General features: G+C 38.4%; 13 protein-coding genes and 1 pseudogene. 6 read left to right on the top strand and 8 right to left on the bottom strand.

Annotated features, from left to right (window positions below; translation table 11 throughout):
• Positions 1–45: 45 nt before the first annotated feature.
• Positions 46–585 (bottom strand): TetR/AcrR family transcriptional regulator, encoded by a 540-nt coding sequence (locus ACZ5N5_RS04145; protein ID WP_464373323.1) that lies wholly within the window; start codon positions 583–585, stop codon positions 46–48.
• 241 nt (positions 586–826) lie between these two features.
• Here ACZ5N5_RS04145 and ACZ5N5_RS04140 point away from each other — a divergent pair, with 241 nt between their 5' ends.
• From ACZ5N5_RS04140 to ACZ5N5_RS04130, 3 genes are all read left to right on the top strand, one after another.
• The gene (locus ACZ5N5_RS04140; RefSeq protein ID WP_054861104.1) at positions 827–1162 is read left to right on the top strand and encodes an ArsR/SmtB family transcription factor; all 336 of its coding nucleotides are present in this window, start codon (positions 827–829) and stop codon (positions 1160–1162) included.
• 74 nt (positions 1163–1236) lie between these two features.
• Positions 1237–1758: an SRPBCC domain-containing protein gene (locus tag ACZ5N5_RS04135; protein WP_109985121.1), complete on the top strand. Its 522-nt coding sequence runs from the start codon at positions 1237–1239 to the stop codon at positions 1756–1758.
• An 86-nt stretch (positions 1759–1844) separates the two neighbouring features.
• Positions 1845–2357 carry a type 1 glutamine amidotransferase domain-containing protein gene (locus tag ACZ5N5_RS04130; RefSeq protein ID WP_277679279.1) on the top strand — a complete coding sequence of 171 codons (513 nt, stop codon included), beginning with the start codon at positions 1845–1847 and terminating at the stop codon, positions 2355–2357.
• Between the two features lie 55 nt (positions 2358–2412).
• Here ACZ5N5_RS04130 and ACZ5N5_RS04125 read toward each other — a convergent pair whose 3' ends face one another.
• The 6 genes from ACZ5N5_RS04125 to ACZ5N5_RS04100 all read right to left on the bottom strand — a co-directional run bounded on the left by ACZ5N5_RS04125 (position 2413) and on the right by ACZ5N5_RS04100 (position 8773).
• A complete protein-coding gene (locus tag ACZ5N5_RS04125) occupies positions 2413–3078 on the bottom strand; it encodes a YesL family protein (RefSeq protein ID WP_054861102.1) in 666 nt (221 codons plus the stop codon).
• A 46-nt stretch (positions 3079–3124) separates the two neighbouring features.
• Entirely contained in the window at positions 3125–3994 is an 870-nt protein-coding gene (locus ACZ5N5_RS04120; protein WP_109985119.1) for a carbohydrate ABC transporter permease, read from the bottom strand.
• A 12-nt stretch (positions 3995–4006) separates the two neighbouring features.
• Complete coding sequence (locus ACZ5N5_RS04115; protein WP_277679277.1) at positions 4007–4906, bottom strand: carbohydrate ABC transporter permease; 900 nt, start codon at positions 4904–4906, stop codon at positions 4007–4009.
• 40 nt (positions 4907–4946) lie between these two features.
• Positions 4947–6218, bottom strand: coding sequence for an ABC transporter substrate-binding protein (locus ACZ5N5_RS04110; RefSeq protein WP_109985117.1), 1272 nt, complete (start codon positions 6216–6218; stop codon positions 4947–4949).
• Between the two features lie 406 nt (positions 6219–6624).
• On the bottom strand, positions 6625–7488 hold the full coding sequence (locus tag ACZ5N5_RS04105) for an RNA polymerase sigma-70 factor (protein WP_464373322.1): 864 nt from the start codon (positions 7486–7488) through the stop codon (positions 6625–6627).
• Positions 7454–8773, bottom strand: a complete 1320-nt coding sequence (locus ACZ5N5_RS04100; RefSeq protein WP_109985116.1) for a phytoene desaturase family protein — start codon at positions 8771–8773, stop codon at positions 7454–7456. Before ACZ5N5_RS04100 ends, ACZ5N5_RS04105 begins: the two co-directional genes overlap by 35 nt.
• 217 nt (positions 8774–8990) lie before the next feature.
• Between ACZ5N5_RS04100 and ACZ5N5_RS04095 the strand changes: the two are divergent.
• Together ACZ5N5_RS04095 and ACZ5N5_RS04090 are read left to right on the top strand one after the other, a co-directional pair.
• A pseudogene (locus tag ACZ5N5_RS04095) lies at positions 8991–10516 on the top strand (BCCT family transporter).
• Between the two features lie 379 nt (positions 10517–10895).
• Positions 10896–14147, top strand: coding sequence for an FIMAH domain-containing protein (locus ACZ5N5_RS04090; RefSeq protein ID WP_464373321.1), 3252 nt, complete (start codon positions 10896–10898; stop codon positions 14145–14147).
• A gap of 50 nt (positions 14148–14197) precedes the next feature.
• On the opposite strand, the gene ACZ5N5_RS04085 is transcribed toward ACZ5N5_RS04090, so the two are convergent.
• Entirely contained in the window at positions 14198–14542 is a 345-nt protein-coding gene (locus ACZ5N5_RS04085) for a winged helix-turn-helix transcriptional regulator (RefSeq protein ID WP_464373320.1), read from the bottom strand.
• Positions 14543–14670: 128 nt separating this feature from the next.
• On the opposite strand from ACZ5N5_RS04085, the gene ACZ5N5_RS04080 reads away from it, so the two are divergent.
• Positions 14671–15726: an LLM class flavin-dependent oxidoreductase gene (locus ACZ5N5_RS04080; protein ID WP_464373319.1), complete on the top strand. Its 1056-nt coding sequence runs from the start codon at positions 14671–14673 to the stop codon at positions 15724–15726.
• Positions 15727–15729: the final 3 nt, after the last annotated feature.

Here is a 15729-nt window from a genome sequence, read left to right as displayed (position 1 = left end):
AAAAGTCTTCGACGGACTTTTCCTGTTAGTTGGTATTACGTCCTACTACTCGACACTTAAATGAAGCCCCATAGACTTTATAGAATTTATGAATGCCATAGCCACTTCATCAACATTTAAGGTTTCTGATAAAGCTGTAGCTCCTTCGAATAATAACACTAATTGTGCAGCCTCACTATGGTCGAAGCCAAGCTCTTCAAAAAAATCCAGCAAGGATCTTTTATGCTCATTTACGTATTGGACAATCTCATAATTATCATTTGAAGAAAACTCTTCTTTCGCCCTTAAAAACATGCATCCATTCGTGTCATGTTTTCGAATCCAATTAATATGGGCTTCTGATAGGGACAATATAATGGAGCTTTTAGCATTCTTAACAGATGATTTCAAGATAGAAAAATATTGCTCTTCTCGTCTTTTTAGCACTTCAAGGATGAGGTCTTCTTTTGAATGAAAATGGTTATATAATGTCATAAGAGCTACATTTGATTCTTCAACAATTCTTTTTAAGCCAACACCGTGAAAGCCATGTTTATAAAATAACTGTTCCGCATGTTCCATTATATCTTGCTTTTTTTTGCTCATGAAGAAAACACCCCTTATATAGAACGATCATTCTATTTATAACATAAAAGTATCTTAATGACAACAATACTAAACTTTCAATCGAAACTTAATAATCCACTATAAACTGTGATTATTATGGATAGAATTATTCTTTTAAAAATATCTTAAATATTCCTTGACTAGAATATTCCTTTGGTGGTATATTATAAATGTAACACGGAGTAGATAGTTACTCCATCAATCGGAAAGGACAGATGAAATGAAGACGACCACGTTACATGCACTTGCCGAGCCTAACCGATTACAGATTGTCGAACTCTTAAAGAATGGTCCGCTGACAGTAGGGGAAATTGCTGATCAACTAATGCTTCGGCAACCACAGGCTTCGAAGCACCTTAAAAAACTCAGTGACGCGGGGATTGTCGAAGTCCAAGCGGTTGCGAATCGAAGAATTTACAAGCTTCGTCATGAACCATTTCAGGAAATGGAGGCTTGGCTTACGACATTCCAACAAATTTGGGAACAACGACTTGATCGCTTGGATGAATACTTAGGAGAGCTTCAAAGAAAAGAAGCGTCGCGTGATAAGGAATAAATCTTTTTGTAATTATAGCATTTATCTAAAAGATGAATAGCTATGAACTAATATAATCCAAGGAGGGCAATAGCATGCCGAATAATGTAAATACTAAAATTACCTCGAAAGTGGAAGGGAAGGATTTGGTTCTAGAACGCACTTTTGATGCACCAAGAGAGCTTGTTTTCCAGGCGTTTTCAAAGGCAGAACACTTGGAGAAATGGTGGTCGACGGAAGGTTGGTCCACTCCAGTATGTAATGTAGACTTTCGACCTGGAGGAGTATGGCAGTACTGCATGAAGTGTACGGATGAAAATCAAGAAGAGTATGGAATGGAGTCATGGGGAAAGGCTGTCTATCAAGATATTCAAGAACCAGAAAAAATTGTACTCATTGATTCATTCTCTGATGCAGAAGGTAACATTCTAGAGGATATGCCTTCTACTAAAATGACATTAACCTTCATCGAACAAGACGGAAAAACAAAACTAGTAAGCAGATCTGAGTACCCAACAGCTGAAGAACTTCAAGCCGTTTTGGATATGGGTGTACTTGAAGGAGTCACTCAAACTTGGGATAAGCTGGCTAGTTTGTTAGAAGAATTACAAAAATAATTATTTAGTAATGTTTAGGAAATACTTCTCTGTGGAAAAGTAAGAATGTAGCAAACAATAATACTTTAAGAGGAGTGTTTCTACAAATGGCAAAAATAGCAACCGTTATTACCGATTATTTTGAAGATGTGGAATATACAGATCCTGCAAAAGCATATAAGGATGCAGGACATGATGTGGTAACAATTGGTGACGAAACTGGCAAAACAGTGAAAGGAAAGCAAGGGGATGCTACCGTAAAGATCGATAAAGGGATTGATGAAGTATCACCAGCCGATTTTGACGCACTATTTATCCCTGGAGGGTTTTCCCCTGATATACTAAGGGCAGATGATCGCTTTGTTTCATTTGCCAAGCATTTTATGGATGAAAAAAAGCCCGTATTTGCAATCTGTCATGGGCCACAGCTGTTAATTACCGCGAAATCGTTAGAAGGACGTGGAGTGACCGGCTATAAGTCGATTATGGTCGATTTAGAATATGCTGGAGCTAAGGTACAAGATAAAGAGGTTTTCGTTTGTCAAGACCAATTAGTCACAAGTCGCCAACCGGATGATATTCCAGCGTTTATCAAAGAGTCAACTAAATTATTGGCATAATGATACTACTCATAGGCTTTAGCCTATGAGTAGTTTTTTCTACTAATGACCTGCGTCAACGGCTTATTGCTTTTTTGCTACGTAATGGCTTGTGTTCTTCGTTCTGTTGTTCATATTCTATATTTTGGAAGGCACGATACCCAAACCACATCAAATTTAGGCAAAATAAACTCACACAAAGTAATGGTATTAATCCAGAGAAGAACCAATACATACAGAAAACTACCACACTGCCCAGAATCATCATGATGGTAATCGGCAGCTGGGTAATACCGATAATCAAGGCATATTTAAAATAATGCCATAACGGAACCTCGAAATGCACGTATACCGGAAAGAAATACAGCAATATAATCGCATACAATACTCCTAAAGAGAGTGTGATACCTAAGAGCAGCTGAAACGGAAATGATGGAAATGCTTTTAATAGTATGATATCCATTCGCAAAATAATGGCTGCCACTAGAAAGATCAATCCACATAGATTTGCTCTCAAGAACTCCTTTTGAAAATACTGCCGAAAAGTGGGAAATACCGCAACAATTTCCTTACCTTGAATCCACTGACGTAAAATAGCAAATAAGCTCACGGTCGCTGGCATGATCCCAAATACTACTAAACCTATAATCGTAAAGCATATCCATAATAGGTTGAGATAGACAAGTCGGATTACCCATACACCAGCGTTGTAAAACACATTTAATAAACCATTTAACTGCATGCTGATCAGACCCTTTTCTCATAGAGTAGGTTTTGTTCATTGATGGTTAACCTTTGACTGCACCGATCGCAACACTGCCGATAATCCGCTTCGAAAAAATCGCAAATACAATGATAATTGGCAGGACAGATAAGGCAACCCCTAAGTACTGCACGCCATAGTTAGAGCCATAATAGCCTTGCAGCATTTGTACAAGGACTGGTAATGGATACTTTTCATTAGAGAACAGTAGTACCAATGGACTGATGAAATTATTCCAAGAACCTATAAAGGCAAAGATACCTAGTGCAGCTAGAGCTGGTGCCAGCATAGGAAGTATAATCCGATTAAACGTTTTGAATTCACTAGCCCCATCCATCCGCGCAGACTCAATGACCTCATCAGGAATGGTTCCATCAATAAATTGTTTGACAAAAAATACGGCAAATGCATTAGCAGCAGCTGGTAGGATAAGTGCGGCATACGTATCGAGTAAATTCAGGATATACATAATCCGAAATGTCCCGACTAGACCTAATTGCTGAGGAACCATCATCGTAGCTAACACAAACCAAAACAATACTTTGTTACCTTTAAATTTGTATTTCGCAAATCCGTATGCATTGAGTGCCCCGAAATAAAGGGTAAGTGCCGTTGAACAGCCTGCTATAATAAAGCTATTTAAGAACCCTCGCCAAATATTAATGTTTTCTGTCATATTTTGATAATTGTCAATCAGTGCTTCCCCTGGGAAAAAGATAAATTGGGAAGCAATATCTGCATTTGTATGGGTACCATAAACGATCATAATATAGAACGGAACAATACAAACAATGGCAAGTAGTATGAGAAGTATATGAATGATAATGTGGCTAGGCTTGATTCTTTTCGATTTTCTTTTGTCATGAATGGCTTCCACTTTTGTTTCTGAGATCATTCTATTTCCTCCTTATTTTTGTTCACTCTTTGTTCTGGCGTTCATCGTGGCAAAGGATATAATCGAGAAGACGACAATAACAAGGAACAACCCGAAGGCAATTGCGGAACCATATCCATATTGATAACGAGTAAATGCCGTCTCATACAAATACATGACACTAGTAAGGGTGGAATTATCTGGCTGTCCCGATCCATCCGTTAAGGCGTAGGGTTGATCAAAGATTTGCATACCCCCAATAATCGAGGTTACTACTTGGAATAAAATGATTGGCTTTAGTAGGGGGAGAGTTATACTAAAGAACACCCTTACCTTGGAAGCGCCATCAATTTCTGCAGCCTCTAATAAGTCCCTTGAGATACCTTGGAGACCTGCTATATAGATAATCATTGAGTACCCAAAATATTGCCAGAACAGAATGGACGATACTAAGCCCCTCATAAAATTTGGCATATCTGTCCATTGAATTGGATCGTCAATCATTCCTATAGCTATTAGGAACTGATTAAAGCTGCCTGTTTGCCAGCTGAAAATTAAGGCAACTAATAAACCTAGCGATGCGGCAGTAACAATATTAGGAAAGAAAAACACCGCCCTGAAAATACTTTTACCTTTCACAAATTTTTCATGTAGTACAACAGCTAGTACTAAACTGACAGTTAACTGGGGAATGACCGAAACAATCCAAATAACCAATGTATTGAATAAGGATTTGTAGAAAAAGAAGTCACCAAACAATCTTAGATAGTTCTCCACTCCTACGATGGTTGGATTCGTAAAACCGTCCCAGTCTGTAAAGCTTAAGTAGAAGGAATACATGATAGGATATAGCCCGAACACAAGAAATATAATAAAGAATGGGGCGATAAATAGATAACCATAAGTATCTTTTCGTAATGTCTTTGAAAACATTATTTCTCCTCCTCAGAAAATCTATTAAGTCAGAATGATGTTAATCTACTTGAATTTCTGGAAAATGATGACCGACATCTTTCTTAAATGAGGCAATCATATCGTCTATCGTTTCTAATCTACCATTTAAAAAATCATTCACTTTTTCATCCCACAAGCCATTAATATCATTATCATATGTTGATTGCGGGGCAGAAGGCGCTTCTTCGCCTGCTTCATTAAAGAATGCAAAGTATTTCTGACCGTTTAAAAAGTCTGAGGTTAATTCAGGTGCTAATTCGATATTAATTTCTTTGTTGCTTAGAAAGTACTGCTCGTTCTTGGCCAATTCCGTTAGAAAATCTCTATCTGTGGTGTAAAACTTCATAAATTCCCAAGCGACCTCTTTATTTTCACTTCCGTTATACATGGCTAGGAAAGTCCCGCCACCAGTAAAGGCTTTTGGTCCATGGGTTACCCCCCATTTCCCAGCTGTTTCAGGAGCATTATTCTCAAAAACATGAGGCAGTGCCCAAGTAGGCATGGCATAAAACATAACGGTTCCTTGCTGCATTGATGCAGTCCAAGCAGGGCCCCAGGATTCATAATTTGCCAATACCTTTCGCTCTCTAGCCTCCTTGGCAAGTTCTGCTGCTTCCACTCTAACTGGATCGATCACTAATTTCTCATCAACCACCCAAGGCTCTTTTATATTAGAGCTTTCTACTGAACCGATATCACTCCAATTCGCCAATGCATGAACCTCGCCATTACTTTCTTCTACTACTCGCTCTCCGATATCCATTATTTTATCCCAGCTTGAAATCAACTTACTTACTTCCTCTGGATCATCTGTGCCCAAATATTCCTTGGCTAGATCACGTCGATAGTAGAAAGCCCCTGGTGTACCTTGATATCCCAGACCTCTTATGATGCCTTCTTCGTCTTTTTCATCATCCTGAATATATTGGTATTGCTGATCTAGTATTTCTTCTGCGTTATAAGGAGCTTGCGATAAATCCTCTAATCGAGGAATCTCCCTAATCTGTGGCCAATAGGCTTTTTCTACAAAAAACACGTCAGGGACATTTTTTTCAACCTGTAACACAGACATTAGCTTTTTTACATAATTATCGTTATTGATAAATAGGACATCTACCTTAATATCTGGGTTTGCTTCTTGAAACTTTTCCACAGCATATTTGGCCTCATCTGTGAAAGTCCAAATCCTAAGCTCTTTTTTATCCTCAGCTGAAGATGACGAACAACCAACAAGTACAACGATTAACATGAGCCACACTAAAAAAACAAATAATGAATTACTTTTTGTCATTTCTACTCCACCTTTTTACGTTTGGATTACACTGCTAATCTCTAAAAGAGGGTTTGTCAGTATACGTAATGATGTCTTGCCTCATGCCAAAAACTTGTTTCCACTCCCTTCAAAAAAATTAAGGGTTCTTACAAGTAACCGCTTACAAATTCGTGTTGTGTCATTGATTTACTTGAGAAAATGATTCAATTATTCAGACTTACTTTGTTCAAACGATAAACTTACTATGAAATTTTAAATGATTTTCCAAACCTTGTCAAGGAGGTATAATTAACCAATTATACTCGTTTTATTGACAATTTTTCCATACACCATAGCACTACTCCCAAGACTATAGCTATAGTCTTGGGAGTAGTGCTAAAAGTAAGGTCCTTTGAAATTCTATATTAACCTATCTCTCGTTCCATTAAGCAATCGGTAATTTCTCAGGGTTCATCGTTATATAAATTTCGTTTATCTGTTCCTTATCAATATAAAAACTGAGGACACTATGAATGTCACCATGGATATAGATCACGATAGCAGGTTGATAATTAATGCTTTTAACTTCAAAGTAAAAGTCCTCTGGGTTTTTTTTCATGATGCCATATAATAGAGCCAAGACATTCGTAGTCGATACAATTGGCCGTGTTGCTGCACTAACCTTACCACCTCCATCAGAATAAAGGGTAACATTATTAGAGATAAGTTCCATTAATGCAGCTGTGTTTTCTTTTTGGAAAGCCTCTACAAAAAGATCAATGATCGACCTGTTTTTTTCATAGTTTAGACTTTCACCTTCCACTACTAAAATCTTTTGTTTTGCTCTACTAAAAATTTTTCTACAATTGTCTTCTTTCTTTTTAATGATATGAGCAATCTCAGAGTATGAAAAACTGAATACCTCTCTTAAAAGCAGGATTGCTCGCTCATCTGCTGTTAGATGTTCCATCATTCGTAGATAAGCAATACTTAACCCTTCTTTTTGGATGACTGTTTCGCTTGGGTCTAATTCGTGTATTTTCTCGAGGAGTAAGGGCTCGGGATTCCATGGTCCTGTATATTGCTCTCGTTTATACCGTGCAGACTTTAATAGATCGAGACAAAGGTTTGTCATTATTTTACAGAGATATGCTTTCTTGTTCTTTATATCATTTTTGTTCAATTGGTATGCTTTTAGAAAGGTTTCCTGCACCATGTCCTCCGTGTCTATTACGGAGCCTAACATTCGATAACCTAATGAAAATAACAACGGTTTAAATAGCTGATAATCTGCTTTTGTAATCTCCATCGTTATGCCTCTTTTCATTTAAAATAACTTTTTCAGCTGCTTGTTTGCCACTAGTTATGGCTGCTTCTGCCAAAATAGAATGGGGAGATGCCCAATCTCCGGCTATATATAATCCTGGTATTTCTGTTTGACAATCTAGTATTTTCTGTTCATCTCCTATTTGAGGTAAACGCTGATTCACCGTAATGTGGGGAAGAAATCGTTTGAATATCACATACTCTTGCCAACCTGGCTGCAACACATCTAGGAATTGCTCCAGCTCTTTTTTAATTATGGCTCCATCCATGTGTTGATCTGGATGATGGTATTTAAAAACATGAAGAATAGCATTCCTTGGATGATTAGAGAGGCGAGCAAAAGCGGAATGCACGGAATAATAGAGAGGAGCTTTGATGTCCATGGCGAATAATTGGTTTTGGTTAGGAAGTTGTGTCAAAGCAATATCTAAAGTTGCTCCTCTAATAGGTGTAATCTGAGATAAAAATTCTCTTTGAGGGAACACCATCTTTTTACTTAGTATATCATTTAATTCATGAGGTCCTGTTGTACAAATTACATGCTCTCCTAGAATTTTCTTACCATTTGAAAGTACTAATTGGAATTGCTTCTGTTGTGCAGGTTCGATTTGTTTAACATGAGTATGCTGCCAGACCTCCATACCTGAATGAGTGGCCCTATTATGAAGCTGGTTTATCATTGTTTGCCAGCCACCATCTAAATACAGTACACCTCCCATAGCCGATTTCACACATGATAATATTGCTTTTGCGCTCACTTTTTCAGGAGCATGACAATAGCTTGCCAGTCTTCCAAGGGTATATAGTAACGATTCTACCATTTTGGATTGGGTCACTTGTCTAACCCATTGTTGAAAAGTAAGATTTGCTAATTTTTCAGGAGTTATAGTCATTAATTTTAACAGAACCTTTATCCACTCCATCCGTTCCTTTGTGTTCAATAGCTGGGTACTAAAGAGTGTAGATGGAGAAAATGGAGCAGCATATTCGATATGATTATCCATTAGTATGCCAGATAATCTAGGTGAGCTGCCATTCAACTTAATATCTAATTCTTCAAGAATAGCCGTGGCTTTTCCTTTTTTATAAAGGGCATGTGGACCAAGATTGAAACACTGGTCGTTCATCTTAGTTGTCCTAGCCCTTCCTCCAACAATTTTCCCTTTCTCAATAAGTAATATGGACCTATTGGTTTTAATTAAATAATTTGCTGCAACATATCCTGCTAATCCACCACCAACAATGATAACATCCCATTTTCTAGTCATAAGTTAACCTCCTCTTATTATTTCATTATTCAAGACGACAAAGGGCTAAGATTTGTGACATGTTTTCAAATATATTTTTTGGTTGGGTTAAGACAACGTAACAATGGCAGATTGGTGTAATTTACGAATATTGTTGAAATAAAAGAAGAAAATAGTTACATAATACAGTTGAACTGTCAAAGAAGAGACTAATACAGATGGGAGTTTACGACGAAATATGAAAAAAGGTTCATTTGTTTTTATTACCTCCTTAGCCATTATGGCTGTACTTGTTATCTTGGGAATCTTAATGCCGGAGTTTATCGAGCATCTTACAAACAAAACCCAAAATTTTATCATTCAATCACTTGGCTGGTATTATTTAATCATCGTATCTGGATTTGTATTGATATGTATTTATCTTTTAGTTAGCCCAATAGGGAGAATTAAACTGGGAAAGCAGGATGAAAAGCCTGAATTTTCACGTCCTTCATGGATTGCCATGCTGTTTAGTGCAGGTATTGGCATTGGGCTAATCTTCTATGGTGCTTATGAACCGATCAGTCACTATGCCATTCAGTCACCAACAGGGGAGTTAGGGACAGATCAGGGGATTAAGGATGCTATACGATTTACTTTCTTTCATTATGGCATACATCCTTGGGCTGTTTATAGTATTGTCGGTTTAGCGATTGCTTACTTTGCTTTTAGAAAAGGTGAAATAAGCTTAATAAGTAAAACATTGCGTCCGCTCATTGGTGACCAGGCTGACGGAATAACTGGGAAAATAATTGATGTTGTCGCTGTTATTGCCACAATTATGGGGGTTGCTACATCGTTAGGATTTGGAGCAATACAAATCAATGGCGGCCTATCCTATTTATTTGATATTCCTCGAGGTTTGACTACGCAAACCATTATTGTTTTTGTTGTAACAGTATTGTTCATGATCTCTGCCATAACTGGTATAGGAAAAGGCATTAAGATTCTAAGTAATGTCAATATGGGCTTTTCTACGCTGCTTTTTTAGCTATATTTATTTTTGGTTCTACACTTTTTACTCTAAATTTATTGGTGGATTCAGTGGGAAGTTATTTGCAAAATTTTATTAAAATGAGTTTAAGAATCGCTCCATTAAATGAAAATATTCGTAGTTGGATTAATGATTGGACTATTTTTTACTGGGCTTGGTGGATTGCTTGGTCACCTTTCGTTGGGGTTTTCATTGCACGGGTATCAAAAGGACGTACAATTCGTGAGTTTGTCATTTATGTATTATTAGCCCCTACTATTATTAGTTTTATCTGGTTTACGACATTTGGTAGTGCGGCGATCACTACGGAATTGTCAGGTATTAGCATTTCCTCGCTCTTACCTGAGGAATCCCTTTTTGGTATATTAGAGACCTATCCAGCTGGTATGGCATGGTCTATTTTAACGATTATCATTATTATTACATTCTTTGTTACTTCGGCTGATTCAGGAACGTTCGTATTAGGAATGATGACTTCAAATGGATCTCAAAATCCGAGTAAAAGAATTAAAATGGTTTGGGGAATTTTCCTTTCCCTTACGGCACTTGCACTGATTTACTCTGGTGGCCTGCAAGCACTACAAAATACTATGATTGTAGCAGCATTACCATTTTCCTTAGTGATGATACTAATGGCGGTTAGTTTACTTAAATCATTACAACAAGAAGCAAAGCAATTGGGGATTGGTCGAATTAGATCACTTGAAAAAAAGAAAAAAACCAAAAAATAGGAATGTGATTCGAATTAATTTTCACGTTAAATATTTTCATTCTTGTTTGTCTCATGTAATTGCCTCCTTGGTATGAATGTCATGATAGATATTTAAAAGGCAAGGGGGATTGTTTCAATGCATAGCTATTTCTCCTCTTTCTATCGCTAGATTCCTCATAGAAGTTCCTTTCTAATGAACGAATTCAGCAAACCTGTCTATCGTTTTTGTATATAAAATGTAAGAATTGTTTATTGTTAGCGGTTACATACAGATTTAATCTGATTATAGAGCGATTATGTTAACAACGAAAGGGGGGAGTCTAATACGCTAATCGTCATCAGGTAGCAGGGATTTTCCTAATGACCGAAATCTTACTATTTCAAAATGGAGGTTTGCTATGAAATCCTTTTTTCCGTTTTTATTATGTTTTGTTGTCTGTCTTACCTTTTTTCCGGTGTTTCAGTCTAATGTCTTTGCTGCGGAGGAAGAAGAGCTCTTGGCTTTTCCGGGTGCAGAAGGATTTGGTCAATATGCAAAAGGAGGCAGAGGGGGAGAAGTATATCATGTTACGAGCTATGATCTTAAAGGTCCTGGAACGTTCCATGATGCACTAACAACCGCTGGTGATACCCCTAGAACGATTGTGTTTGATATAGGTGGCAATATTACGATTCCTCAAATAATTGTTAGGAATAAAGCGAATATTACGATAGCTGGTCAAACCGCACCAGGAGATGGTGTGACAATAAAGGGAAATAACGTTCGTTTTATAGATAGTAATAATATTATTATCCGTTATATGCGTTTTCGCTTAGGTAAAAGTATCTCGGATGATGCTTTATATTTCGAAGATTCTCAAAATGTCATTATTGATCATTCCTCCTTTTCTTGGGGGACAGACGAAAACCTCTCTATTTTAAGTAAAAACTACGAAAACCCTGAGTCGAAAAATATAACCGTGCAATGGTCGATCATTTCAGAAGGTCTTTTAACCCATTCAATGGGGGGACTTATTGAAATGAATACGATCACGATGCATCATAATCTGTATGCCCATAATAATGATCGAAATCCTAAGACGAAAGGGCAAATTGATTTTGTTAATAATGTTGTATACAACTGGGGTGGTTATCCTTATGTGGCTGGAGGAGAATCCGGTACAAAAGGATATGGGAATGTAGAAGGGAATTACTTTATTGCAGGTATAAACTCGGCTAATCCGGAATATGCGGTCGTACGAGGGAACGAAAATTATAGCTTATATCTTCATAATAATCGAATTGATAGTAATAAAAATGGTGTTTTAGATGGTACCGATACTGGAACAGATATGATGGAGGCGGAAAGGCCAAGTGTTATTGTGGAGGATCGATTCGCTTACCCGCTTACAAATGTAGAGGAGCCAGAAGCCGCTTATGAGCATGTTTTAGATTACGCTGGTTCTTCCTTAATAAGAGACAGGGTCGATCAAAAAGTAATCCATGATGTGCGAAACCAAACAGGAGCGATTATAGGACATGAGCAAGATGTTGGTGGTTTTCCTGATTTGGATAAAGGAAAGGCTCTGAAAGATACGGATCAGGACGGGATGCCTGATGAATGGGAGCTAGCGAAAGGGCTTGATCCGAATAATCCAGCGGATCGCAATGGAGACAAAAATGGGAATGGTTATACGAATTTAGAGGTTTATTTAAATGAATTAGCAAGCTCTGCTTTTCCAGAGGGCTATCCAATGGAACCGCCTGTTTGGGATGAAGATCCTTTCGTTCCACCAGTGGAAGAGCCTGATCCAGAACCGGAGCCAGATGATGAACCACTGCCACTATTAGAAGGGACACTCGCAAAGAATGTAATTGTCCATGATAATAGTGGGAATGGTAAGGAAAATGCAAGTAAATGGTCTGTGGAGAAAAACCTTCAAATAGGAGACCTTGTAGCAGGGGACAGGGATGGTTATCATTTTACCTCTATACCTGATACCTTGCTTGGTGTCGAATGGATTCGGTCTGCTGTTAATTCCAGAAGTGCCTCGAGTGACGATTTGGTTTCCTTTTACTTAGCGGCAGATACGGATGTCTATGTTGCACATGACTCCAGAGTTAGTCCAAAACCAAAGTGGTTATCTGAACATTATGAAAATACTGGGCAAACAATAGTGGATGATCAACCTGTTACTTTTGAGCTTTATAAAAAGAACTACCCTGCAGGATCTCATGTTGTGATGGGGCCAAATAATAACACCAAACGGATGAACTATTTTGTTTTATTAAAGCCGACTGCTCCAGATACCGAACCACCTGATGATATCCCTGCCGATCTGAAAGCAGAGATGAATGGGGAGGACGTTTCACTGAATTGGTCTGCTGTTTCACAAGCGGAGCAGTACCTCATCTACCGCGCTTCATCTAAGGACCCTTCCTTCCGGGCGATTGCAACTACAGAGCAACCTGCTTATCAGGATGATACGGTGGAATTAGGTGTTACCTATCAATATAAGATTTCTGCAATCAATGCGGGAGGAGAGTCAGAGCACTCAGATCAAGCGGAGATTTTCTTCTATGATCCGAACCAACCAAAACCTGCTACGCCTAGTGGCGTTACGATAACAGAAACTAAAAGTATTACCGTAATGCTGGAGTGGCAACAGGTGGAAAATGCTATAAGCTATAGTATTTATAGGTCGACTGATCCTAATGGAGAATTCACGAAGGTAGCAAATTCGACGACACCTTCCTATATGGATAAGCCAGTAGAAGCCTCGACAACTTATTATTATAAGATTTCTACAGCAAGTACTGGAGGAGAATCAGCATTATCAGAAGTGGTATCAACGACCACAGAAGAGGCGATTGAGATTCCGAAGGTGCCAACAGGGTTAACCGCTGGAGAGATTACCACCTCAGCATTTGAGATCAATTGGGAGGACGTTGCAGAAGCAGAAAGCTATAATGTTTATCGTAAAACAAATGAAGACGGAGATTATCGTCAAATTGCGAGTACCGATGAATCTGCTTATATCGACGAAAGTGTGAGTATCAGCGATACAGGCTATAGTTACAAAATAACTGCCGTTAATGAAATGGGTGAATCGAATCTGTCAGAGGCGATAGCCATCAAGATGCCTGTTCCTGGCACGCCAACTGAGTTAAGGGTAACAATGATCGGAAATAATTTTGTTGGGCTTGCCTGGGAGTCAAATGGTGGTGCGAATCAATATAATGTCTATAGAGAAGCAGATGGTGAGGTAGAGTATTTGGGTTATGCAAAAGTAGATACTTTCTATGATCGAACCGCAGAACCAAATGTTACTTATACCTATTACATTAAAGCAGCCAATGCAAGTGGAGAATCGGAAACATCGAATGTGGTAGAAGTAACAACCGGATATCTTACCGTTTTGACTAACCATATGGAAGAATATGTACGAACAGAGGACATTACAGGGACCGCCGTTTCTCAACTAACGAATACATTAAAACAAGTGAAACACCATGTAGAAAGAGGCTCAACAAATCAAGCGCAAAAATTTCTCGCAAAGTTTAGCAAGCAACTAGACAAGGCAGAAGGAAGAGAAAATGTTTCCCCATTAGCCTATGCTTATTTAACACATTATTCAGAAGCGTTGAAAAAACAGCTAAAAAATCTATAGTTTTAGCAAGGAAAGTCCTGTTCAATCGGAAACAGGACTTTTCTTTTGCTTTATTCATCCATTTCCGTTTTTTCCAGCTTTCTTAAGGTATGCTTTGTTCCCCATTCATGCATGGCCTCTAGAATAGGTTGAAGGCTTTTTCCATAATCTGTTATCGAGTATTCCACTTTAGGTGGAACCTGAGGATAGACGACGCGCTCAATAATATCTTCTTCCTCTAATTCGCGCAATTGCTTTGTTAGCATTTTTTGGGTAATACCGGGTATACTACGTTTTAACTCATTGAATCGTTGTGTTCCTTCATTTAATAAATGTAATAAAATGAGAGGTTTCCACTTTCCAACTAGTATACTCAAGGCATCCTCTACCCGACATGCATTTGGATTATATTTCATCTTACATCTCTCCTATTAGTATCTTTTTGTATACTATATATCTTATAAGTGCGTACTTCACGTAAATGGTCATATGCTTCATAATAACATATATAGGAATAAGAGAAGAAAGGTAGTGTATGGCTTTGATGGAAAAATATCGTATAGACCCGAGAAAAGGTTTAGAATTTGGCTTATATACATTAGGTGATCATCTCCCTAATCCTGCAACTGGTGAAAGAATTTCGGCAGCACAACGAATCGAGGAAATCATCGAATTAGCTAAGCTTGCTGAGGATGTAGGCATTGACTTCTTTAGTGTAGGGGAGAGTCATCAGGAATATTTTACGACACAAGCTCACTCCGTTGTTTTGGCGGCAATCGCCCAAGCGACTAAGAAGATCAAGATAGCTAGCTCCTCCACTATTATTAGCACATTAGATCCTGTTCGTGTTTATGAGGATTTTGCGACGATTGATCTTATTTCGAAAGGTCGTGCAGAGATCATCGCAGGAAGAGCATCGCGAGTCGGTAATTTTGAGTTGCTTGGTTATGATTTAAAGGATTATGAAGGTTTATTTGAAGAGAAGCTAGCCCTACTATTACAAATAAATGAAGAAGAAGTAGTGAACTGGAGTGGGGAATTTCGTGCACCGCTTCAAAATGCGAAGGTCCTACCACGACCGGTTAATGGTTCTCTTCCAATTTGGCGAGCGGTTGGAGGGCATCCATCCAGTGCAGTTAAGGCTGGTTATGCAGGAGTACCGATATTCCTAGCAACGCTAGGTGGCCCTGTTTCTATTTTTAAACGGACCATCGATGATTACCGTCATGCTTTACAGGAAGCGGGATTTGACCCGAAGGAATTCCCTGTGGCAACAGCTGGATTTTTCTATTTAGCGGAAACCACGCAACAAGCGCAACGAGAGACTTATCCTTCCATTAATGAAGGAATGCAACATACAAATGGTAGAGGTTATCTGAAGCAGCATTTTGCTCAAGGTGCAGACAAGCGTAATGTGATGAATATTGGTAGTCCACAGGAAGTCATCGAAAAAATTCTGTATCAGCATGAGGTCTATGGTCACCAACGCTATATTGCTCAATTGGATTTTGGTGGCATTCCCTTTGATAAGCTCCGTAAAAATATAGAGCTAGTCGGGAAGGAAGTTTTACCAGCTATTCGAAAGTATACAGTAAAATAAGGG

The sequence above is a fragment of the Gracilibacillus sp. JCM 18966 genome, assembly GCF_055392695.1.
The sequence above is the reverse complement of the archived record's forward strand: the minus strand, read 5'-3'. Positions and strand labels throughout refer to the sequence as shown.

What these genes read in the sequence shown, in the direction of transcription:
- ACZ5N5_RS04085 (WP_464373320.1), bottom strand. Translation starts at nt 14,542, where the DNA reads ATGAAATATAATCCAAATGCATGTCGGGTAGAGGATGCCTTGAGTATA.
- ACZ5N5_RS04135 (WP_109985121.1), top strand. Translation starts at nt 1,237, where the DNA reads ATGCCGAATAATGTAAATACTAAAATTACCTCGAAAGTGGAAGGGAAG.
- ACZ5N5_RS04105 (WP_464373322.1), bottom strand. Translation starts at nt 7,488, where the DNA reads ATGGAGATTACAAAAGCAGATTATCAGCTATTTAAACCGTTGTTATTT.
- ACZ5N5_RS04145 (WP_464373323.1), bottom strand. Translation starts at nt 585, where the DNA reads ATGAGCAAAAAAAAGCAAGATATAATGGAACATGCGGAACAGTTATTT.
- ACZ5N5_RS04100 (WP_109985116.1), bottom strand. Translation starts at nt 8,773, where the DNA reads ATGACTAGAAAATGGGATGTTATCATTGTTGGTGGTGGATTAGCAGGA.
- ACZ5N5_RS04140 (WP_054861104.1), top strand. Translation starts at nt 827, where the DNA reads ATGAAGACGACCACGTTACATGCACTTGCCGAGCCTAACCGATTACAG.
- ACZ5N5_RS04080 (WP_464373319.1), top strand. Translation starts at nt 14,671, where the DNA reads ATGGAAAAATATCGTATAGACCCGAGAAAAGGTTTAGAATTTGGCTTA.
- ACZ5N5_RS04115 (WP_277679277.1), bottom strand. Translation starts at nt 4,906, where the DNA reads ATGTTTTCAAAGACATTACGAAAAGATACTTATGGTTATCTATTTATC.
- ACZ5N5_RS04110 (WP_109985117.1), bottom strand. Translation starts at nt 6,218, where the DNA reads ATGACAAAAAGTAATTCATTATTTGTTTTTTTAGTGTGGCTCATGTTA.
- ACZ5N5_RS04090 (WP_464373321.1), top strand. Translation starts at nt 10,896, where the DNA reads ATGAAATCCTTTTTTCCGTTTTTATTATGTTTTGTTGTCTGTCTTACC.
- ACZ5N5_RS04120 (WP_109985119.1), bottom strand. Translation starts at nt 3,994, where the DNA reads ATGATCTCAGAAACAAAAGTGGAAGCCATTCATGACAAAAGAAAATCG.
- ACZ5N5_RS04125 (WP_054861102.1), bottom strand. Translation starts at nt 3,078, where the DNA reads ATGCAGTTAAATGGTTTATTAAATGTGTTTTACAACGCTGGTGTATGG.
- ACZ5N5_RS04130 (WP_277679279.1), top strand. Translation starts at nt 1,845, where the DNA reads ATGGCAAAAATAGCAACCGTTATTACCGATTATTTTGAAGATGTGGAA.